The sequence below is a fragment of the Bradyrhizobium sp. SZCCHNR1002 genome (genome assembly GCF_032381435.1).
GTDB lineage: Bacteria > Pseudomonadota > Alphaproteobacteria > Rhizobiales > Xanthobacteraceae > Bradyrhizobium > Bradyrhizobium aeschynomenes.
The window spans coordinates 429,844-446,799 of the sequence record NZ_JAUHIS010000002.1 but is presented as its reverse complement, the minus strand read 5'-3'; the positions used below and the strand labels follow the sequence as shown (position 1 = coordinate 446,799).

Sequence of the window (16,956 nt, the reverse complement as noted above, 5' to 3'; positions counted from 1 at the left end):
CCGATCAACGATACTGCATCGATCTCGTCAGCTGCCACCATCTTGGCGGCGTGCTCAAGCGGGCGAGTTCATTGCCATTGATAGGCTTGAGAGCCCGAAGCTCGCTGAAAAGGTCTGCCCGCATCATCCAATCGCGGGGGTACAATGGCAGAGTCGCGGCGGTGTCCGTCGGGACGTTGAACAGGTAGTCTACCTTCCAGCGTGTGGTTTGGCTGGGGCGCTGCTTTGCGATCGCTTGGTCGCGCAGCTTTGCGAACTCTCCCGGAAGCGACCCCGTCGTCTCAAGATGGTCGCCGGCATCGTGCCGAACCTCCCACACAGGCTCTCCGCCCTTCCAATATCCGGCATAGGACACCATGGCATGTTCGAGCACGACGCACGCGACGCAGCGGGACTGCGCCGGCAGGCGGGCGAGCCGAGGCGGCGTCGTACCCAAGAGCAGGTCCATGACGAGAGCGTAGTTGCCAAAAATGCCACACCAGCTTGGTTCGAGCTTGGCACCCGTCAGAGGAACGCTGCTCGTTCCCAAGTCCGTATGGTCTGGAATGTCGTGAGTGGGCTGAACGTCGAGAATTGTGTAGAGCTCGTGGAGGCTGACTCCTTCCACGAACGCCCAAGACATGTTTGTACCCACGATCGATCCAGCCTCGCGCTCACCTAACGATTGACTTTATCTATGCAAGGATAGGCTTGGCAACATGAGGCGCGAGCGGGGAGACGCGTGGTCGTCGATCCATGATGTGGTGCGAACCGGGCTCTATTTGCCCGTCGGGTTACTATGTCGCAGTCATTATCCCTTGCGTCGTCGGGCAAATCAGATCGATCTTTCCGTGCATCCCGCCTCATGCAGAGGGCGTACGCGTCGTCACGATACGTGGAGTGCGGGAGGCGATGGACGAGACGGCAGCGTGCGCTTGATGCGCGGACGAGCGTTGTCTCTCGGACGTGAAGTCGCGTGGTCCTGGCGCCCCGATGCTGGCGTCAAGTCCGTGCTGCTGACGAGGCGCGCGGACGACGGTGGCTAACAAGCCGGACACCGGGGAGATCGCGAAGTAAGCGTTAACACCATCGCGCAGGGAAGGCCGGTTGATGGCCGTACCTGTGGTGACTGCCGCCTGCTTTTGTGTTGCAGGCGGGCCATGGGCCGCGGTCAGCACCCGGCCTTCCCTGCACCCTCTCGCTTCTGCGGAGGGGTCGAATGCAGCAACACCCGGGCTCGTCGAGCGCCGGGAACGCGGAACTTTGCCCCGTGTTATCATGCAGATCGGCCGGTTCCACGACCCCGCCGGCTTTGCTACGTTACCGCTCAACGCGAGGGATCACCGTGGCGCTCAAGAAGCTTTCCACCTATCGCAAGAAACGCGACTTCGAGAAAACGGCAGAGCCGTCCGGCGATGCCAAGGTCGCCCGTGCCGAGCGGCCGCGCTTCGTCATTCAGAAGCATGACGCCACCCGGCTGCACTATGATCTCCGGCTCGAATTCGGCGGCGTCTTCAAGTCGTGGGCGGTGACCAAGGGGCCGTCGCTCGATCCGCACGACAAGCGGCTCGCGGTCGAGGTCGAGGACCATCCGCTCGATTACGGCGATTTCGAAGGCACCATTCCCGAAGGCGAATATGGCGGCGGCACCGTGATGCTGTGGGACCGCGGCACTTGGGAGAGCGCAGATCCAGAGCGCGGCTTCAAGAAGGGCGACCTGAAGTTCACGCTGGCGGGAGAGAAGCTGCATGGCAGCTGGGTTCTGGTGCGGATGCGCCACGACCGCACCGGCGGCAAGCGCACCAACTGGCTGCTGATCAAGCATCGCGATGAATTCGCCAGGGAAGGTGAGGCGAACGACATCCTGAGTGCAGACAAGTCGGTCGCGTCTGGCCGCACCATGGAGCAGATCGCGGCCGGCAAGGGCAAGGCGCCGAAGCCGTTCATGCTGGCCAAGAGCCAGCGTATGAATGCCGATGCGGTGTGGCACTCCGACCACGGCGACAGCGAGACGCAGATCAACAGGGGATCGACCAAGGCGCCCTCGCCGAAGGCCAGGGATGCGAAAGCCAACGCCGCAAAAGCGAAGGCCACGAAGGCCAGTGGTGCGAAGGCCCGGCGTACGACGAAGACCATTGAGCCCAAAACCGTTGCGTCGCTGCCCGACTTCGTGCCGCCCGAGCTCTGCACCTCGGTCGCGGCGCCGCCGAGCGGCGAGGGCTGGGCGCACGAGATCAAGTTCGACGGCTACCGCGTGCAGATCCGGGTCGAGGACGGCAAGGCGACGTTGAAGACGCGCAAGGGCCTCGACTGGACCGCCAAGTTCGGCGCGATTGCGGAAGCCGCGGCCAAGCTGCCGGATGCGATCATCGACGGCGAGATCGTTGCGCTCGACAAGGACGGTAACCCGAACTTCTCGGCGCTGCAGGCGGCGATCTCGTCCGGCCAGACCGATGAGCTGGTCTTTTTTGCCTTCGACCTGCTGTTCATCGACGAGTTCGACCTGCGCCGCCAGCCGCTGCGCGAGCGAAAGGCCCGCCTTGCGAAGCTGCTGAAGGCGAACAGCAAGGGCAAGACGTCTGTTATCCGCTATGTCGAGCATTTCGAGAGCGACGGCGAGGCCGTGCTGGAATCGGCGCGCAAGCTGAACCTGGAGGGCATCGTCTCGAAGAAACTGGATTCGGCCTATCATTCCGGCCGCACCGAGAGCTGGACCAAGGCCAAGACGCGGCCGGGGCACGAGGTCGTCATCGGCGGCTGGAAGACCACCAACGGCAAGTTCCGCTCGCTGATGGTCGGCGTCAACAAGGACGATCATCTCGCTTATGTCGGCATCGTCGGCACCGGTTTCGGCCAGGACACGGTGAAGGAGATCATGCCGGCGTTGAAGGCGGCGGCGGCCGACAAGAGTCCGTTCAGCGGCAAGAACGCCCCGCGCAAGGCGCGCGAGGTGCATTGGCTCAAGCCGGAGCTCGTGGCGGAGATCGAATTCGCCGGCTTCACCGGCGACGGCAATGTCCGGCAGGCTTCGTTCAAGGGACTGCGCCAGGACAAGCCGGCGCGCGAGGTGGTTGCCGAGGAGCCGGTCGTCGCTACCAAGGTAACGAAGCCGGTGGCGCGTGCCGCGGCGACGGTCGCGACCGGCGGCACGACGGTGCACAAGACCCCCTCGCGGTCGAAGACCTCGGCCACTGTGATGGGCGTTGCGATCTCCAAGCCCGACAAGGCGCTGTGGCCGGACGCCGGCGACGGCGAGCCGGTGACGAAGCTCGACCTCGCCAACTATCTGGAGGCCGTCGGTGACTGGATGATCGAGCATCTGAAGGGCCGGCCATGCTCGATCGTGCGCGCGCCCGACGGCATCGGCGGCGAGCGGTTTTTCCAGCGGCACGGCATGCAGGGCATGTCGGACCTGCTCGAGCTGGTGAAGGTCTCCGGCGATCGCAAACCCTATCTGCAGATTGATCGTGTTGAGGGGCTCATCGCAGTGGCGCAAGTCGCAGCCGTCGAGCTGCATCCGTGGAATTGCGCGCCCGATGCCTACGACGTGCCGGGCCGGCTGGTGTTCGATCTCGATCCGGCGCCGAACGTCGCTTTCGAGGAGGTCATCGCCGCGGCCAAGGAGATGCGGCAGCGCCTGAAGACGCTCGGGCTGGAGAGCTTCTGCAAGACCACCGGCGGCAAGGGCCTGCATGTGGTCACGCCGCTGCTCCATGGCGCGCGCGACAAGGTGACGTGGCCGGAGGCGAAGGCGTTTGCCCAGGGCGTGTGCCAGTGGATGGCGAACGACAGTCCCGACGACTATCTGCTCAACATGTCGAAGAAGCTGCGCAAGGGAAAGATCTTCCTGGACTATCTGCGCAATGATCGCATGTCGACCGCCGTCGCGGTGCTGTCGCCGCGGGCGCGTGACGGCGCGATGGTGTCGATGCCGATCACGTGGGCGCAGGTGAAGAACGGACTCGATCCCAAGCGCTATACGATCCGCACGGTTCCGGCGCTGCTGGCCAAGACCAAGGCGTGGGATGGTTATGACGACGCGGCCGGAGCGATCAAGCCGGCGATCGAGAAGCTGACGGACAAGCTGTGAAAGGCTGTCAGCTGGTTCGGGCAGACATGGTCTTCGCCACATCTGCCCGAAGAGTATCGCAGGTGAATCAGATCCGCCCGAGCAGGACGAGGATCAGCACGATGACGATGATCAGGCCGAGACCACCGCCGCCGTAATAGCCGGTGCCGTAGAACGGGCCGCCGCCGATGCCGGAGAAGCCGCCGAGCAGCGCGATGATGAGAATGATGAGGATGATCGTTCCGATGGACATGTACTTTCCTCCAGGGCCCGGCAGCGGGGCGACAAATGGCTCTGCCTTCGTCGAGGAAACTGGTCGGAACTTCGAAAGTTCCGCGAGGGAAACAGGTAAAATACGGAGTGTATCTTTGCGGTCGTATCGATCGATGACTACATGAGGGCGGTTGTTAGTCAGGAGATCGCGATGTCAAGACCGCTTGTCGTTTCCATTCCGCATCGCCTCGGCAAGGACGAAGCCGTGCGGCGGCTGCAATCCGGCCTGAGCCGCGCCGCGAGCAGCCTGCCGGTCCTGAGCGTCGACGAGGAGCGGTGGGACGGCGACAAGATGATCTTTCGCGTCCGAGCGCTCGGCCAGGCGGCGTCGGGCCACGTCGACGTCGCCGACGACCATGTGCGTGTCGAGGTCACGCTGCCCTGGCTGTTGCAGCGCTTTGCCGAGGCAGCGCAGTCCGCCATTCGCAGCCGCGGCCAGCTGTTGTTGACGAAGAAGAGCTAATTAGCTCGGAGACGCGAGGGCTGGCGTTCGCCTGCCGCCACGTTCGGGCGCACCGTCCACCCCGGCGGATATCAATGCGGCCGGCAGATGGGTGAAGAGCGCGGAGACAGAGAGCACGCTGTCTTGAACTTGGGGGGCCGCGTAGCCGGGAACCTGCACCGTAGCGTCGAATGCATCGGCGTGCGGCCAGACGCGGCCGCCGTCGGTGAACGGCGCAAAATTGCGGCCGACGACTACGATCGCAGCCTCGGTCCCGCGTCGGCGCGCGAAGGCGACGATGTGGTCGGCGTGCCGACCCCTCACCTCGAGCGGATCGTAGCTGCCGTCGGTGAACACGTCGGCGAGCTCGCTGCGCAGCTTCAGAAGATGCCGCGTCCATGCGAGCTTGATGCGGCCGTCAGACCAATGCTCGACCAGATTGGTCCAGTTCGGGCTTTCATTGTCCCGCAATGCGCTCTCGCGCGCGGCAAAATCGACCGGACGGCGATTGTCGGGATCGACCATCGAGAGGTCCCAGAACTCGGTGCCCTGGTAGAAGTCGGGTACGCCGGGCATCGTCGCCTTGAGCGTGAGCTGCGTCAGCGAATTGAGCGCGCCGAGCAGGGCGATCCGCTTGGCGAACGTCTCCAGCGACTGCAGGAACTCGGACGAACGACCACGATCGAGACTGCCGTCGATGAAGCTGCTCAGACCGTTCTCATAAGCCTCGTTCGGATTGAGCCAGCTGGTCTCCTCCTTGCCCTCCCGCGCGGCCTTCAGCGCATAGGCCTGCAGCCGATCGACGAGGCGTTCATCGGTGCCGGCGGGCGGCCAGATGCCGACCAGGGTCTGGTACAGCATGTATTCGAAGGTGGCGGACGGCGCGCGCATGGTGCCGGCGGTGACGACGTTCGGCGCGTTCAGGGTCTTCCACCGCGCCACCGCGGAGGTCCAGTCATTGGGCAGCTCGGTGAGGGCCGCGAGCCGCATGCGGGCGTCCTCGCCGCGCTTGGTGTCGTGCGTGGCGGTCGCCGTCATGCCGCGCGGCCAATGCCTGGCGCGCTGCCGCATGAGCGTGTGAAAGTCGCCGATCGCCAGTGCATGGGCCGACGGATCGCCGCCGACCTCGTTGAGCGCGAGCAGCCGGTGGAAGCGGTAGAAGCCGGTGTCCTCGAGCGACTTCGCCATCATCGGCCCGGTGAACTGCTGCACCTTCAAGGCGAAGCGGCGCACGCGCGGGACGCTGTGGGTGGTGCTGCGGTCGCGCTTGATCAGATCCATCGTCAGCGCATCGCGCAGGAAGTCGAAGATCGAGCCGTCGGAGGCGAACCATTCGGCACTCGCCTGCGTGATGGCGTGATCGATCAGCTGGCGGTCGGCCTCGGTCGGGCCGGCCGTTGTGAGATAGGTCCGGTAGACCGGAAAGTGCAGCACGTACAGCTCAAGCGCCTGGCGCAGGCTGTCTTCCGAATAGTCGCGCGTGGAATAGTGACCATTGGCAATCCGCGCCAGGAGGCGCGTGAGCACGGTGAACTCGCTGGTCAGCAGCGTCTCCAGCACGCGACGCTTGGCCTCCTTGATCACAGGCGCGAGCTTCGGCGGCTTGTTGCTGATCTGGCGCCAGATCTCGTCCAAGGGCTCCAGACCTTTGCCGTCGATCAGGAGTTGGGTGATGACGTTCATCCACTCGTAGCCGGTGGTGCCATGCACGCCGGAGAAGCTCGGCAGCTTCTCGTGCTCGCAGAGAATCTTCTCGATGACGACGTAGAACGGCCCGGCCGCGGGCCCCCGGGCGTCACGGATCAGCCGCCGCAGGCGCTGGAAATATTGCGCGGGATCGCGCAGCCCGTCGATATGGTCGAGCCGCAGACCCTGCAACTGACCATCCGCGACCAGCTTCTTGACCAGCCGGTGGATCGCCTCGAACGTTCCGGCGTCCTCGACGCGCAGGCCGGCCAGCGTGTTGACGTCGAAGAAGCGGCGGTAGTTGATGTCGCTGGACGCCAGCCGCCAATGCCCGAGCTTGTAGTGCTGCCGCTCCAGCAGATGGTGCAGGGCCAATGTCTGCGCGGGGCGGTCTTCGCCCGCTTTGTAGGCCGGAAGACCGCGCGCGATGACGTCCGCGGCGCCGGGAATGGCCTTGAGCGCTGCCTTGAAGCTGGGCGCTTCCTTGCGGTTGGGATGGCGCAGGCCGGGGTAGCGAGAGACGAGCTCCAGGATCGCCTTGCCGGCCTCGCTGCTTTCTTCACCGGCTTCCTTGACGATGATGCGCAACATTTCGCCATAGCGCTCGGGCGCGATCGGCAGCCGGTGCTCGAAGTACCAGCACGAGAACGAGCCTTCCTCCGGATCGTAGCGCAGCTCGATGTCGCCGTGCTCCAGCGCATGGCCGTAGGACGTGCCGATGATCGGCAGCAGCACGCCGCCGCGCGCGCGATACGGCAGTTGGTCCCAGTCGATGTCGAACGAGGCCGCATGCGGTGAGGCCTGGCCCCATTCGAGGACGTCCAGCCACCACGGATTATCGTCGAAGTGCACGCCGACATGGTTCGGCACGAAATCGAGGATCAGCCCGAGGTCGTGAGCCTTCAGCGCGGCGCTGAGCTTGGTGAAGCCATCCTCGCCGCCGAGCTCCGGATTGAGCTTGGTATGATCCGTGATGTCGTAGCCATGCGTCGATCCCTTGCGCGCCGTCATGAACGGCGAGGCGTAGACATGGCTGATGCCGAGCGCCTTCAGATAAGGCACGACCCGCGCCGCTGCCTCGAAATTGAAGTCGGCGGTGAGCTGCAGGCGGTAGGTCGCGAGCGGGATGGCTGGAGGCATGGTTATCCTCCAATGCTCCAGAACACCGACCAGGGCGGCAGGCGATCTCCGGGCGTGCCGCCCCAGATCGGGCTGCCCGCGACGTTCGATGCCGCCAAGATGTCCCTGTCGGAGACGTTGGCGAGCAGCCGGAGCGTGCTGCCGTCGCCCATCACCCAATGCGCGCTCAGGAGGCCGTCGTCGGTGACGTCGGCTTTGCCGAAGCTCGCGCCCGGCAACCGGGGCGCAACGTGCCTGTGTCGTGCGGCGAGGAGATCGCGCACCAGCGCCAGCCGCTCGCGGCCGGGCGAGGCGTTGCGCGCGTCCCAATCGATGATCGCGGACTTGAAGGTTTCAATGTCGAGCGGGTCGGGCACCTCGTCGCCATATTTGGCATACGCCCACTCATATTCCTTGCGCCGGCCCCTTCGCACGGCGTTCGCGAGATCGCCCTGGAAGTCGCAGAAGAACGGGAACGGCTGCTTCGAACCCCATTCCTCGCCCATGTACAGCATCGGCACGGTCGGTGCGAGCAGGGTGACTGCCAGCGCAGCCGCGATCCCTTCCGGCTGCGCCAGCGCTTCCAAGCGGTCGCCAAAAACGCGGTTGCCGATCTGGTCGTGGTTCTGCAGGAAATTCACGAACGCGCCGGGGGCCAGATGACCACTCGGCTCGCCCCGCGGAATGTCGCCCCAGAAGGCCGCCTGTTCGCCCTGATAGACGAAGCCGGACGCCAGCGCACGTGCAAGGTCGCGCCGCGGCGACTGCTGATAGTCGCCGTAATAGCCACTGCTCTCGCCGGTCAGCATCACATGCCAGGCATGGTGATAGTCATCGTTCCACTGTGCCCGGAATTTCCCTCGTGGCGGCTCCTCGGCGGAATCGAGCATGCTGGCGCGATTATCGCCGTTCTCCAGCACGAGATGGATGTGCCGTCCGGTCTGCTCGACGAGCTTGCCGACGGCGGCGCTGAGATCGTGCAGCATCGGAATCTCACCCTCGTTGGCGAGGATGTGATTGACGGCGTCGAAGCGCAGACCGTCGAAGCGATAATCGGTCAGCCAATGCAGCGCGTTTTCGATCGCAAACGCACGAACCTCGGGCCGCCGATAGTCGATGGCGCTGCCCCAGGGCGTGTGCGTATCGGTGAAGAAGGTCGGCGCATACAGGCCGATGTAGTTCCCTTCGGGGCCGAAATGATTGTAGACGACGTCGAGGAACACCATCAGGCCGCGCAGATGCGCCTCGTCGATCAGCGCGCGCAGATCATCGGGGCGGCCATAGACGTGGTCGGGCGCGTAGAGCAGCACGCCGTCATAGCCCCAGTTGCGCGAGCCGGCGAAGTCCGCCAACGGCATCAGCTCGAGCGCGGTGATACCGGTCTCGACGAGATGATCGAGCTTGTCGATCATCGCGCGGTAGGTGCCCTCCGTCGTGAAGGTGCCAACATGGCTTTCGAGGAACACGGCATCCTGCCACGGACGTCCGCGCCAGTTTCCGGAGCGCCAAGTATAGGAGCCGTGGTCGATGATTTCGCTCGGGCCGAAGACGTCTTCGGGTTGGAAATCCGAGCCGGGATCTGGAACGTCCAGCTCGTCGTCAATTCGGAACTTATACTGTGTACCGGCGCCGACGCCGGCGACCTCGAGCGAATACCAACCGCCATGCCCGCGCTGCATCTCATGCTTGCCATCGAGCACCAGATCGACGCGCTTGGCGGCGGGCGCCCACAGCCGGAACGTCGTGCCGTCCGGCGTGAGCCGGGGTCCGAATTGACGGGCGGTCATGACAGGCCCGCATATGCCAGCACGGAGCGGGGCGGGGCCTTGAGGTCCGTGCCGGACGCAAAATCGATCGGCTTCTGCTGGGCTTCCGCGGTGTTCAGGACCTGTTGCCAAATCTTGGTTTCGGCGAGCTTGGGCAATTTGAATCCGATCTCTTCGGGGGCCGCGTTCAGAACGATAAAGATCGGAGCCTGCTCCTGTTCCACCGGTGCGAGCACATAGGCGAGAAATCGACCATCCGGAAAGGTCCAGTCGGTTTGCGTCATCTCCTCCGCCGAAGGCGTCAGCCACAGCACGCCGAAGCTGCCGTCGGAGCGGCGGCCGTCGAGCCAGCGGCGCGCGCGGATCTGGCCGAAGCGGCGGCGCAGATCGGTCATGTGCGCGATGAAATCCGTGAGATCGTCGCCCTCGCGGCCCATGCCGCTCCAGTCGACCCAGCCGACCTCGTTGTCCTGGCAATAGGCGTTGTTGTTGCCATGTTGCGAGTTGCCGACCTCGTCGCCCGCGAGCAGCAGCGGCAGGCCCTGCGCGAGGAACAGACAAGCGAGCTGGTTCTTGCGCGACTGCCGCCGCAACGCGGTGATCGTCGCGTCATCGGTCGGTCCTTCGTGGCCGAAATTGTTGCTGTGGTTGTCGTTGGAGCCGTCGCGATTGTCCTCGCCGTTCGCTTCGTTGTGCTTGCTGTTGTAGGCGAAGAGATCGGCGAGCGTGAAGCCGTCATGGACGGTGACATGGTTGACGCTGGCGCGCTGCGTGCGGCCGTCGTGATTGAAGATGTCGGACGAGCCGGTCATGCGGCTCGACACCTCGCCGATCAGGCTGCCTTCGCCGCTCCAGTAGCGGCGCATGGCGCTGCGATAGCGGTCGTTCCATTCCGACCATTGCGACGGGAAGGCGCCGACCTGATAGCCGCCGAGGCCGACGTCCCAGGGCTCGGCGACCAGCTTGACGCTCGCCAGCACCGGGTCCTGGCGGATCGCGGTGAGGAAGCCGCTGCGGCGGTCGAAGCCGTGCTTCTCACGGGCCAAGGTGGTGACGAGGTCGAAGCGGAAGCCGTCGACATGGCAGACCTCGACCCAGTAGCGCAGCGAGTCCATCACCATCTGCAGCACGCGCGGATGCGTCAGGTTCACCGACGAGCCGCAGCCGGTGAAGTCGTCATAGAAGCGCGGATTGTCGGGCTTGAGCCAGTAGTAGGAGGCGTTGTCGATGCCGCGATAGCAAAGCGTCGGGCCGAGATGATTGCCTTCGGCGGTGTGGTTGTAGACCACATCCAGCATGACTTCGATGCCGGCATCGTGCAGCCGCGCCACCGTCGTTCGAAAGGCGTCGAGCGGATTGTCCTGCGCGTAGCGCTGCTCCGGCGCGAAGAACGAGATCGTGTTGTAGCCCCAGTAGTTGACCAGCTTCTTCTCGACAAGCATGCGGTCATCGATGAAGGCGTGGATCGGAAGCAACTCGATCGTGGTGACGCCGAGCCGCTTGAGGTGCTTGATCATCGCGGGCGACGACAGCCCGCCATAGGTGCCGCGGAGGTTCGGCGGGACATCGTCGCGCCTGTTGGTCAGGCCCTTGACGTGGGCCTCGTAGATGATCGTGTCCTCCCATGGGATCTGCGGCCGCATCTCGCGGCGGCCCCAATTGAAGGTCTCGTCGATGACCACCGCCTTTGGCATGCCGCGCGCATTGTCGCGTCTGTCAAACGAAAGGTCTTCGCGCGGCGAGCCGGCGCGGTAGGCGAAATGCGCGTCGCTCCAGACCAGCCGGCCAGCGAGTCGCTTGGCGTAGGGGTCGAGCAGCAGCTTGTTGGCGTTGAAACGATGGCCGCGCTCCGGCTCGTAAGGGCCGTAGACGCGGTAGCCATAGAGCTGCCCCGGCGAGACGTCGTTGAGATAGCCATGCCAGACGTCCTCGGTCCGCTCGGGCAACTCGATCCGCTCGATCTCGCGCCGGCCCTGGCTGTCGAACAGGCAGAGCTCGACCTTCTCGGCATTTGCGGAAAACAACGCAAAATTCGTCCCCCGTCCGTCCCAGGTGGCGCCGAGACGGGCGTGACTTCCTGCGGCCAGGCGCATGGAGTCAGGCTTCCGGGACGAGAAATACCGCTGCCATGGGCGGGAGGATGAGGTTGAGGTGCTGATCTTCAGAGGCATGGACCTGGCCGACATTGCCGACATTGCTGCCGCCATAATGCAGGGAATCGGAGTTGAATGCTTCCCTCCATTTGCCGCCGAACGGCACGCGGACCCGGTAATTGTAATAAACGTTGGGCGAAAAGTTCACGACCACGACGCAGCGGGCGTGCTCATCGAAGCCTTTTCGTACCCAGGCGAAGACGTTGCGGTCGGAATCGTCGGCGATCAGCCATTCGAAGCCATCCGGCTCGCAGTCCCGCTCATGCAGTGCGGGCACGTTGCGGTAGAGATGGTTGAGGTCGCGGATCAGGGCCTGGATGCCGGCATATTTGGTATCGCCCAGGAGATGCCAGTCGAGCGAGGTGTCGTGATTCCATTCGCGCTCCTGGGCGAGCTCGCAGCCCATGAACAGCAGCTTCTTGCCGGGATGGCCGAACATGAAGCTGTAGTAGGCGCGCAGGTTCGCAAAACGCTGCCAGTCGTCGCCCGGCATCCGGCCGATGATGGAGCGTTTGCCGTGCACGACCTCGTCATGCGACAGCGGCAGGATGAAGTTTTCCGAAAAGGCGTAGTGCAGCCCGAACAGGATCTCGCCGTGGTGATATTTGCGGTGAATCGGATCCTTGCTGATGTAGCGCAAGGTATCGTGCATCCAGCCCATGTTCCATTTGTAGCCGAAGCCGAGGCCGCCCATGTCGACCGGGCGCGACACCTGCGGCCACGCCGTGGACTCCTCGGCAGCGGTGGTGGCCTGGGGGAAATGGCCGAACACGTCGATGTTGGTCCGGCGCAGAAACTCGATGGCTTCGAGATTCTCGCGGCCGCCGAACTTGTTGGGAATCCAGCCGCCGGAGGGACGGCTGTAGTCGAGATAGAGCATCGAGGCGACGGCGTCGACGCGCAGCCCGTCGATGCCGTAGCGCTCCAGCCAGAACAGCGCGTTCGAGCGCAGGAAATTGGCGACTTCGGTGCGGCCGTAGTTGTAGATCAGCGTGCCCCAGTCGAGATGCCGGCCCTGCATCGGGTTGGCGTGCTCGTACAGCGCGGTGCCGTCGAAATGGCCGAGGCCGTGGGGATCGTCCGGGAAATGTCCCGGCACCCAGTCGAGCCACACCGCGAGGCCTTCGCGATGACAGGCATCGATCAGCGCGCAGAAATCCTCCGGGCTGCCGAAGCGGCTCGTGGGCGCGTACAGGCCGGTCGGCTGATAGCCCCAGGAGCCGTCGAACGGATGCTCGTTGATCGGGAGAAATTCGATATGGGTGAAGCCCATGTCGCGCGCATAGGCCGGCAGTTGCTCGGCGAGCTCGCGATAGCTCAGCCACTGATTCTTGTCCTTGCGCCGCCAGGAGCCGAGATGCACCTCGTAGATCGAGACCGGCTTGTTCAGCTTGTTGATGTCGTGCGGGGCAGGCCGTGGCCGCGGCAGAGTGGTTTCGTCGACCACGATCGACGCCGTCTTCGGGCGCATCTCGGCCGCGAACGCCATCGGATCGGATTTCAGCGGCAGGTGCTCGCCCTGCGGGCCGATGATGTCGAACTTGTAGTGATCGCCGGCCCGGGCGCGCGGAATGAACAGCTCCCAATAGCCGTTGCCGCGTACGCGCATCGGGTGGCGCCGCGCGTTCCAGAAATTGAAATCGCCGACCACGCTGACGCGACGCGCATTGGGCGCGAGCACGATGAAGCCGACGCCGTCGATTCCATCCAGCAGCATCGGATGGGCACCGAGCTTGTCGTAGAGCCGCTCGTGATTGCCTTCACCGAGCAGATGCAGATCGAAATCGCTCAAGATCGGCAGGAAGCGGTAGGGGTCTTCGAGGTCGGTGACGGCATCGCCGAATGTCGCGCGCAGGCGATAGCGCTGCATCGACGACATCGTCCCGGTGAACAGGCCGGCGTCGTGGATGCGCGCCAGCGGCGCGATCTCGCCATGCTCGCCGACCACCTCCACCCGGGAGGCCTCGGGCAAGAACGCGCGGACGACGGTCCTGCCGTCGACATTGTGCTGACCGAGATAGCGAAACGGGTCGGCATGCCGGCCCTCGATGATCGCAAACGCCTCGGGAGAAAGATGGGTCATGAGGACTCGCTGGCAGGTGCTGACTCGGACAGAACGCGAAGCAGATTGCCCAGCGCGACGCGCAACCAGTCCGGCCGGTGAGCCAGATCATATTCCAGCGCTCCGAGGGCTTTTTCCAGCATGAAAAAGTTAAGGAGCGCCTCTGCGTCGCGCGGATCGTCCGGCCAGAGCCGTTGATGAGCCTTGACCTCGCGATAGCCGGCCAGAAATGCAGCGGTTGCCTGATCGCGCCACTCCGAGAGGGCGGCGGCAAGCCTGCCGTGATCATCGGGAGCGGCATTCAGGGCGCGGTCGAGCGCCACGCGAATCGAGCAGTCGATGGAGCGCAGAAAGCCTGCGATGTCGCGCGCCGGCGGCGCCTTGCGTCGACGCTCTTCGAGCGGCTGCTCCTCGTCACCATCAAAGTCGATGATGAAGATGTCGTCCTTGACGATCAGGACCTGGCCGAGATGGAAGTCGCCATGGACGCGGATGTCCTGGCCGCCGACATGGTGGGCCAGCGCGCTCAGCCGCTCCGACAACTCGCCGCGGCGAGCGAGCACCTGGTCGGCCAGCCCACGTTCGGGATCCTTGAGCCGGTCGCGGCGCTCGCTCAGACTGCCGAACACCCGGCCGGCCTGGGCCCGCAGCCGATCGATCCAATGATCGAGGCTGTCGGCGGTGGTGGCCTCGGGGGCGAATTCGGCGATGTCGCTGCGTGAGGCCAGTGCGACATGAAGCTCTCCGAGCCGCCGCCCTGCCTGCATCACGTAGCGCAGATAAGGGGTCAGCTCCTCGCTCTGGCGTACGTCTCCACTCGCCGCGAAGACGCGCTGGTCGTCTATGTAGCGGTCGAGATAGGCGGCGCTGACGGTCCAGCCATCGCCCTGATTTTCGACAAAGCTGTGGACGCTGCCGACGGTACGCCGCTCGCCGTCCTGGATCACCTCGACGCTGCCGAGCAGCGGCGGCACGTTGGCAAAGCCGGCGGTCTCGGTGAGGAAGCGGCCGACGTCGGTCTCGGGATGGGAGCCGGCTTCGAGCTCACGGTAGATCTTGATGAAGAATTCGTTGTTGACGACCGCCTTGCTGCTGCAGCGGTCGGTCTCGATGACGCGGATCTGCTCGGACTCGCGGATCGGCTTGTCGGGAAACTTCGAGGTCGGGCGGAATTCGAGGCGCAGTCCATTCTCTTCCACCGTCAGCGACTGCGCCAGATTGCGCAGCAGCAGCGCCAGGAAAATGGGGTTGTTGGCGGCATCCAGCAGCGTGCCCTCGCGGGCGCCCTGACGCACGGCGGCGAACGCCTGCGGGTTGTAGCGCTCGCGATCGAAGCGGACCCAGTCGATCTGCATCGGCAGCAGATAGCGCAGATCGTCCTTGCGTCCGGCGGCCTTGAAGAAGATCAGCCAGGGTCGGTTGTCGCCGATGTCGCAGAACGGGATGGCCGATGTCAGTGTCGCCTCGATCGCCTCCGGCGCGCGCTCCGGATACCAGCGGGTCCGCGCGAGGTGACCAGGCAGCACGTCGCGCTCGAATAGGCTGCGCGTGCGCGCCAGCGATACCCAGGTCGATCCGAGCGGCACCACCAGCGTTTCGAACTCCGGCACCGCGCGCTGAACGACCGGCTCGGATTTCTCGCGCTCCTTGAGCTGGAACCAGTAGAAGCCGTAGGGCGCGAGCGTGATCATATAGGGAGGCTCGCCGATTGCGGGAAATCGCGAACGGCCCAGCATCTCGATCGGCACGCGATCCTTGAATGCCGACAGATCGAGCTCGGTGGCCTGCGCCGAGCGCGACAGGTTGGCGACGCAGAGGATGACCTCGTCCTTGTATTGCCGGACATAGGCCAGCACGGAGCGGTTGGCGGGACGGATGAAGGTCATTGTGCCACGGCCGAAGGCCAGCGTCGACTTGCGCACCGAGATCAGCTTCTTGGTGGCGTTGAGCAGCGACGACAGGCTGCGCGATTGCGCCTCGACGTTGACGGCCTCGTAACCATAGACCGGGTCCATGATCATCGGCGCGTACAGCCGCGCCGGGTCGGCCCGCGAGAAGCCGCCGTTGCGATCCGGCGTCCATTGCATCGGCGTGCGCACGCCGTTGCGGTCGCCGAGATAGATGTTGTCGCCCATGCCGATCTCGTCGCCGTAATAGATGATCGGCGTGCCCGGGAACGACATCAAGAGCGAATTCATCAGCTCGATCTTGCGCCGGTCGTTGTCCATCAGTGGCGCCAGCCGCCGGCGGATGCCGACATTGATGCGCGCGCGCGGATCGTTGGCATAGGTCGACCACAGATAGTCGCGCTCGACGTCGGTCACCATTTCCAAGGTGAGCTCGTCATGGTTGCGCAGGAACAGCGCCCATTGGCAGCTCGCGGGAATGTCCGGCGTCTGGCGCAGGATGTCGGTGATGGGAAAACGATCTTCCTGCGCGATCGCCATGTAGATGCGCGGCATCAGCGGGAAGTGGTAGGCCATGTGGCACTCGTCGCCCTGGCCGAAATATTCCTGCACGTCCTCCGGCCATTGATTGGCCTCGGCCAGCAGCAGCTTGTCCTTGGCGTAATTGTCGAGCTCGACCCGCAGACGCTTGATGATCGCGTGCGTCTCGGGAAGGTTCTCGTTGTTGGTGCCGTCGCGCTCGCAGAGATAAGGAATGGCGTCGAGCCGGAAGCCGTCGACGCCGGCATCGAGCCAGCGCTTCATCACCTGGATGATGGCATTGACGACGCGCGGATTGTCGAAGTTCAAATCCGGCTGGTGCGAGAAGAAGCGGTGCCAGTAGAACTGGCCGGCTTCGGGGTCCCAGGTCCAGTTCGACTTCTCGGTGTCCGTGAAGATGATGCGCGTGCCCGGATATTTCTGGTCGGTGTCGCTCCAGACATACCAGTTGCGCGCGCTGGAGCCGGGCGGGCTGCGCCGTGCGCGCTTGAACCAATGGTGCTGGTCGGAGGTGTGGTTGACGACCAGCTCGGTGATCACGCGCAGGCCGCGCCGCTGCGCCTCCTGGATGAAGCGCTTGAACTCCTTCATCGTCCCGAAGTCGGGATTGATGCTGCCGTAATCGGCAATGTCGTAGCCGTCATCGCGGCCCGGCGAGGGATAGAACGGCAGCAGCCACAGCGCGGTGACGCCGAGATCCTGGAGATAATCGAGCTTCTCGGTGAGACCGGCGAAGTCGCCGATGCCGTCATGGTTGCTGTCGGCAAACGCCTTGACGTGCAACTGGTAGATGATCGCGTCCTTGTACCACAGGCCGTCGCCGTCAGTCTCGGTCTGAAGATTGGGGACATCCAGGGATGACATCAGATTCATGAGGCCCTCACCTAGGAGAGAGGATGAAAAATCGGCTGCGGTCGGAGGCGCGATGCGACGCGTCTCGGCTCCGACAGATGCGGCTCT

General features: G+C 64.4%; 9 protein-coding genes. 2 read left to right on the top strand and 7 right to left on the bottom strand.

Features of this window, described 5'->3' with window-relative positions; translation table 11 throughout:
• Window positions 1–4: 4 nt before the first annotated feature.
• Window positions 5–622 (bottom strand): hypothetical protein, encoded by a 618-nt coding sequence (locus tag QX108_RS14460; protein WP_315799482.1) that lies wholly within the window; start codon window positions 620–622, stop codon window positions 5–7.
• Window positions 623–1,324: 702 nt separating this feature from the next.
• Between QX108_RS14460 and ligD the strand changes: the two genes are divergently transcribed.
• Window positions 1,325–4,069, top strand: coding sequence for a DNA ligase D (gene ligD, locus QX108_RS14455; protein ID WP_315799481.1), 2,745 nt, complete (start codon window positions 1,325–1,327; stop codon window positions 4,067–4,069).
• 67 nt (window positions 4,070–4,136) lie between these two features.
• Here the strand turns inward: ligD and QX108_RS14450 are convergent, their stop codons facing one another.
• Window positions 4,137–4,301 carry a DUF3309 family protein gene (locus QX108_RS14450; RefSeq protein WP_006614022.1) on the bottom strand — a complete coding sequence of 55 codons (165 nt, stop codon included), beginning with the start codon at window positions 4,299–4,301 and terminating at the stop codon, window positions 4,137–4,139.
• A gap of 171 nt (window positions 4,302–4,472) precedes the next feature.
• Here QX108_RS14450 and QX108_RS14445 point away from each other — a divergent pair, with 171 nt between their 5' ends.
• Window positions 4,473–4,784: a polyhydroxyalkanoic acid system family protein gene (locus tag QX108_RS14445; protein ID WP_172111217.1), complete on the top strand. Its 312-nt coding sequence runs from the start codon at window positions 4,473–4,475 to the stop codon at window positions 4,782–4,784.
• On the opposite strand, the gene treY is transcribed toward QX108_RS14445, so the two are convergent.
• From treY to treS, 5 genes are read right to left on the bottom strand one after another with little or no spacing between them, the layout of a single operon-like run.
• The gene (gene treY / locus QX108_RS14440; RefSeq protein WP_315799480.1) at window positions 4,785–7,589 is read right to left on the bottom strand and encodes a malto-oligosyltrehalose synthase; all 2,805 of its coding nucleotides are present in this window, start codon (window positions 7,587–7,589) and stop codon (window positions 4,785–4,787) included. It abuts the gene before it with no gap.
• Window positions 7,590–7,591: 2 nt separating this feature from the next.
• Window positions 7,592–9,355, bottom strand: a complete 1,764-nt coding sequence (treZ, locus tag QX108_RS14435) for a malto-oligosyltrehalose trehalohydrolase (protein ID WP_315799479.1) — start codon at window positions 9,353–9,355, stop codon at window positions 7,592–7,594.
• Window positions 9,352–11,427 (bottom strand): glycogen debranching protein GlgX, encoded by a 2,076-nt coding sequence (gene glgX / locus QX108_RS14430; RefSeq protein WP_315799478.1) that lies wholly within the window; start codon window positions 11,425–11,427, stop codon window positions 9,352–9,354. The genes treZ and glgX overlap by 4 nt, the downstream gene beginning before the upstream one ends.
• 4 nt (window positions 11,428–11,431) lie before the next feature.
• On the bottom strand, window positions 11,432–13,570 hold the full coding sequence (gene glgB / locus QX108_RS14425) for a 1,4-alpha-glucan branching protein GlgB (protein WP_315799477.1): 2,139 nt from the start codon (window positions 13,568–13,570) through the stop codon (window positions 11,432–11,434).
• Window positions 13,567–16,869, bottom strand: a complete 3,303-nt coding sequence (gene treS, locus QX108_RS14420; protein WP_315799476.1) for a maltose alpha-D-glucosyltransferase — start codon at window positions 16,867–16,869, stop codon at window positions 13,567–13,569. The genes glgB and treS overlap by 4 nt, the downstream gene beginning before the upstream one ends.
• Window positions 16,870–16,956 lie beyond the last annotated feature (87 nt).

Coding starts and splice junctions, on each gene's coding strand:
- glgB (WP_315799477.1), bottom strand. CDS start 13,570: ATGACCCATCTTTCTCCCGAGGCGTTTGCGATCATCGAGGGCCGGCAT.
- QX108_RS14445 (WP_172111217.1), top strand. CDS start 4,473: ATGTCAAGACCGCTTGTCGTTTCCATTCCGCATCGCCTCGGCAAGGAC.
- glgX (WP_315799478.1), bottom strand. CDS start 11,427: ATGCGCCTGGCCGCAGGAAGTCACGCCCGTCTCGGCGCCACCTGGGAC.
- treY (WP_315799480.1), bottom strand. CDS start 7,589: ATGCCTCCAGCCATCCCGCTCGCGACCTACCGCCTGCAGCTCACCGCC.
- QX108_RS14450 (WP_006614022.1), bottom strand. CDS start 4,301: ATGTCCATCGGAACGATCATCCTCATCATTCTCATCATCGCGCTGCTC.
- treZ (WP_315799479.1), bottom strand. CDS start 9,355: ATGACCGCCCGTCAATTCGGACCCCGGCTCACGCCGGACGGCACGACG.
- QX108_RS14460 (WP_315799482.1), bottom strand. CDS start 622: ATGTCTTGGGCGTTCGTGGAAGGAGTCAGCCTCCACGAGCTCTACACA.
- treS (WP_315799476.1), bottom strand. CDS start 16,869: ATGAATCTGATGTCATCCCTGGATGTCCCCAATCTTCAGACCGAGACT.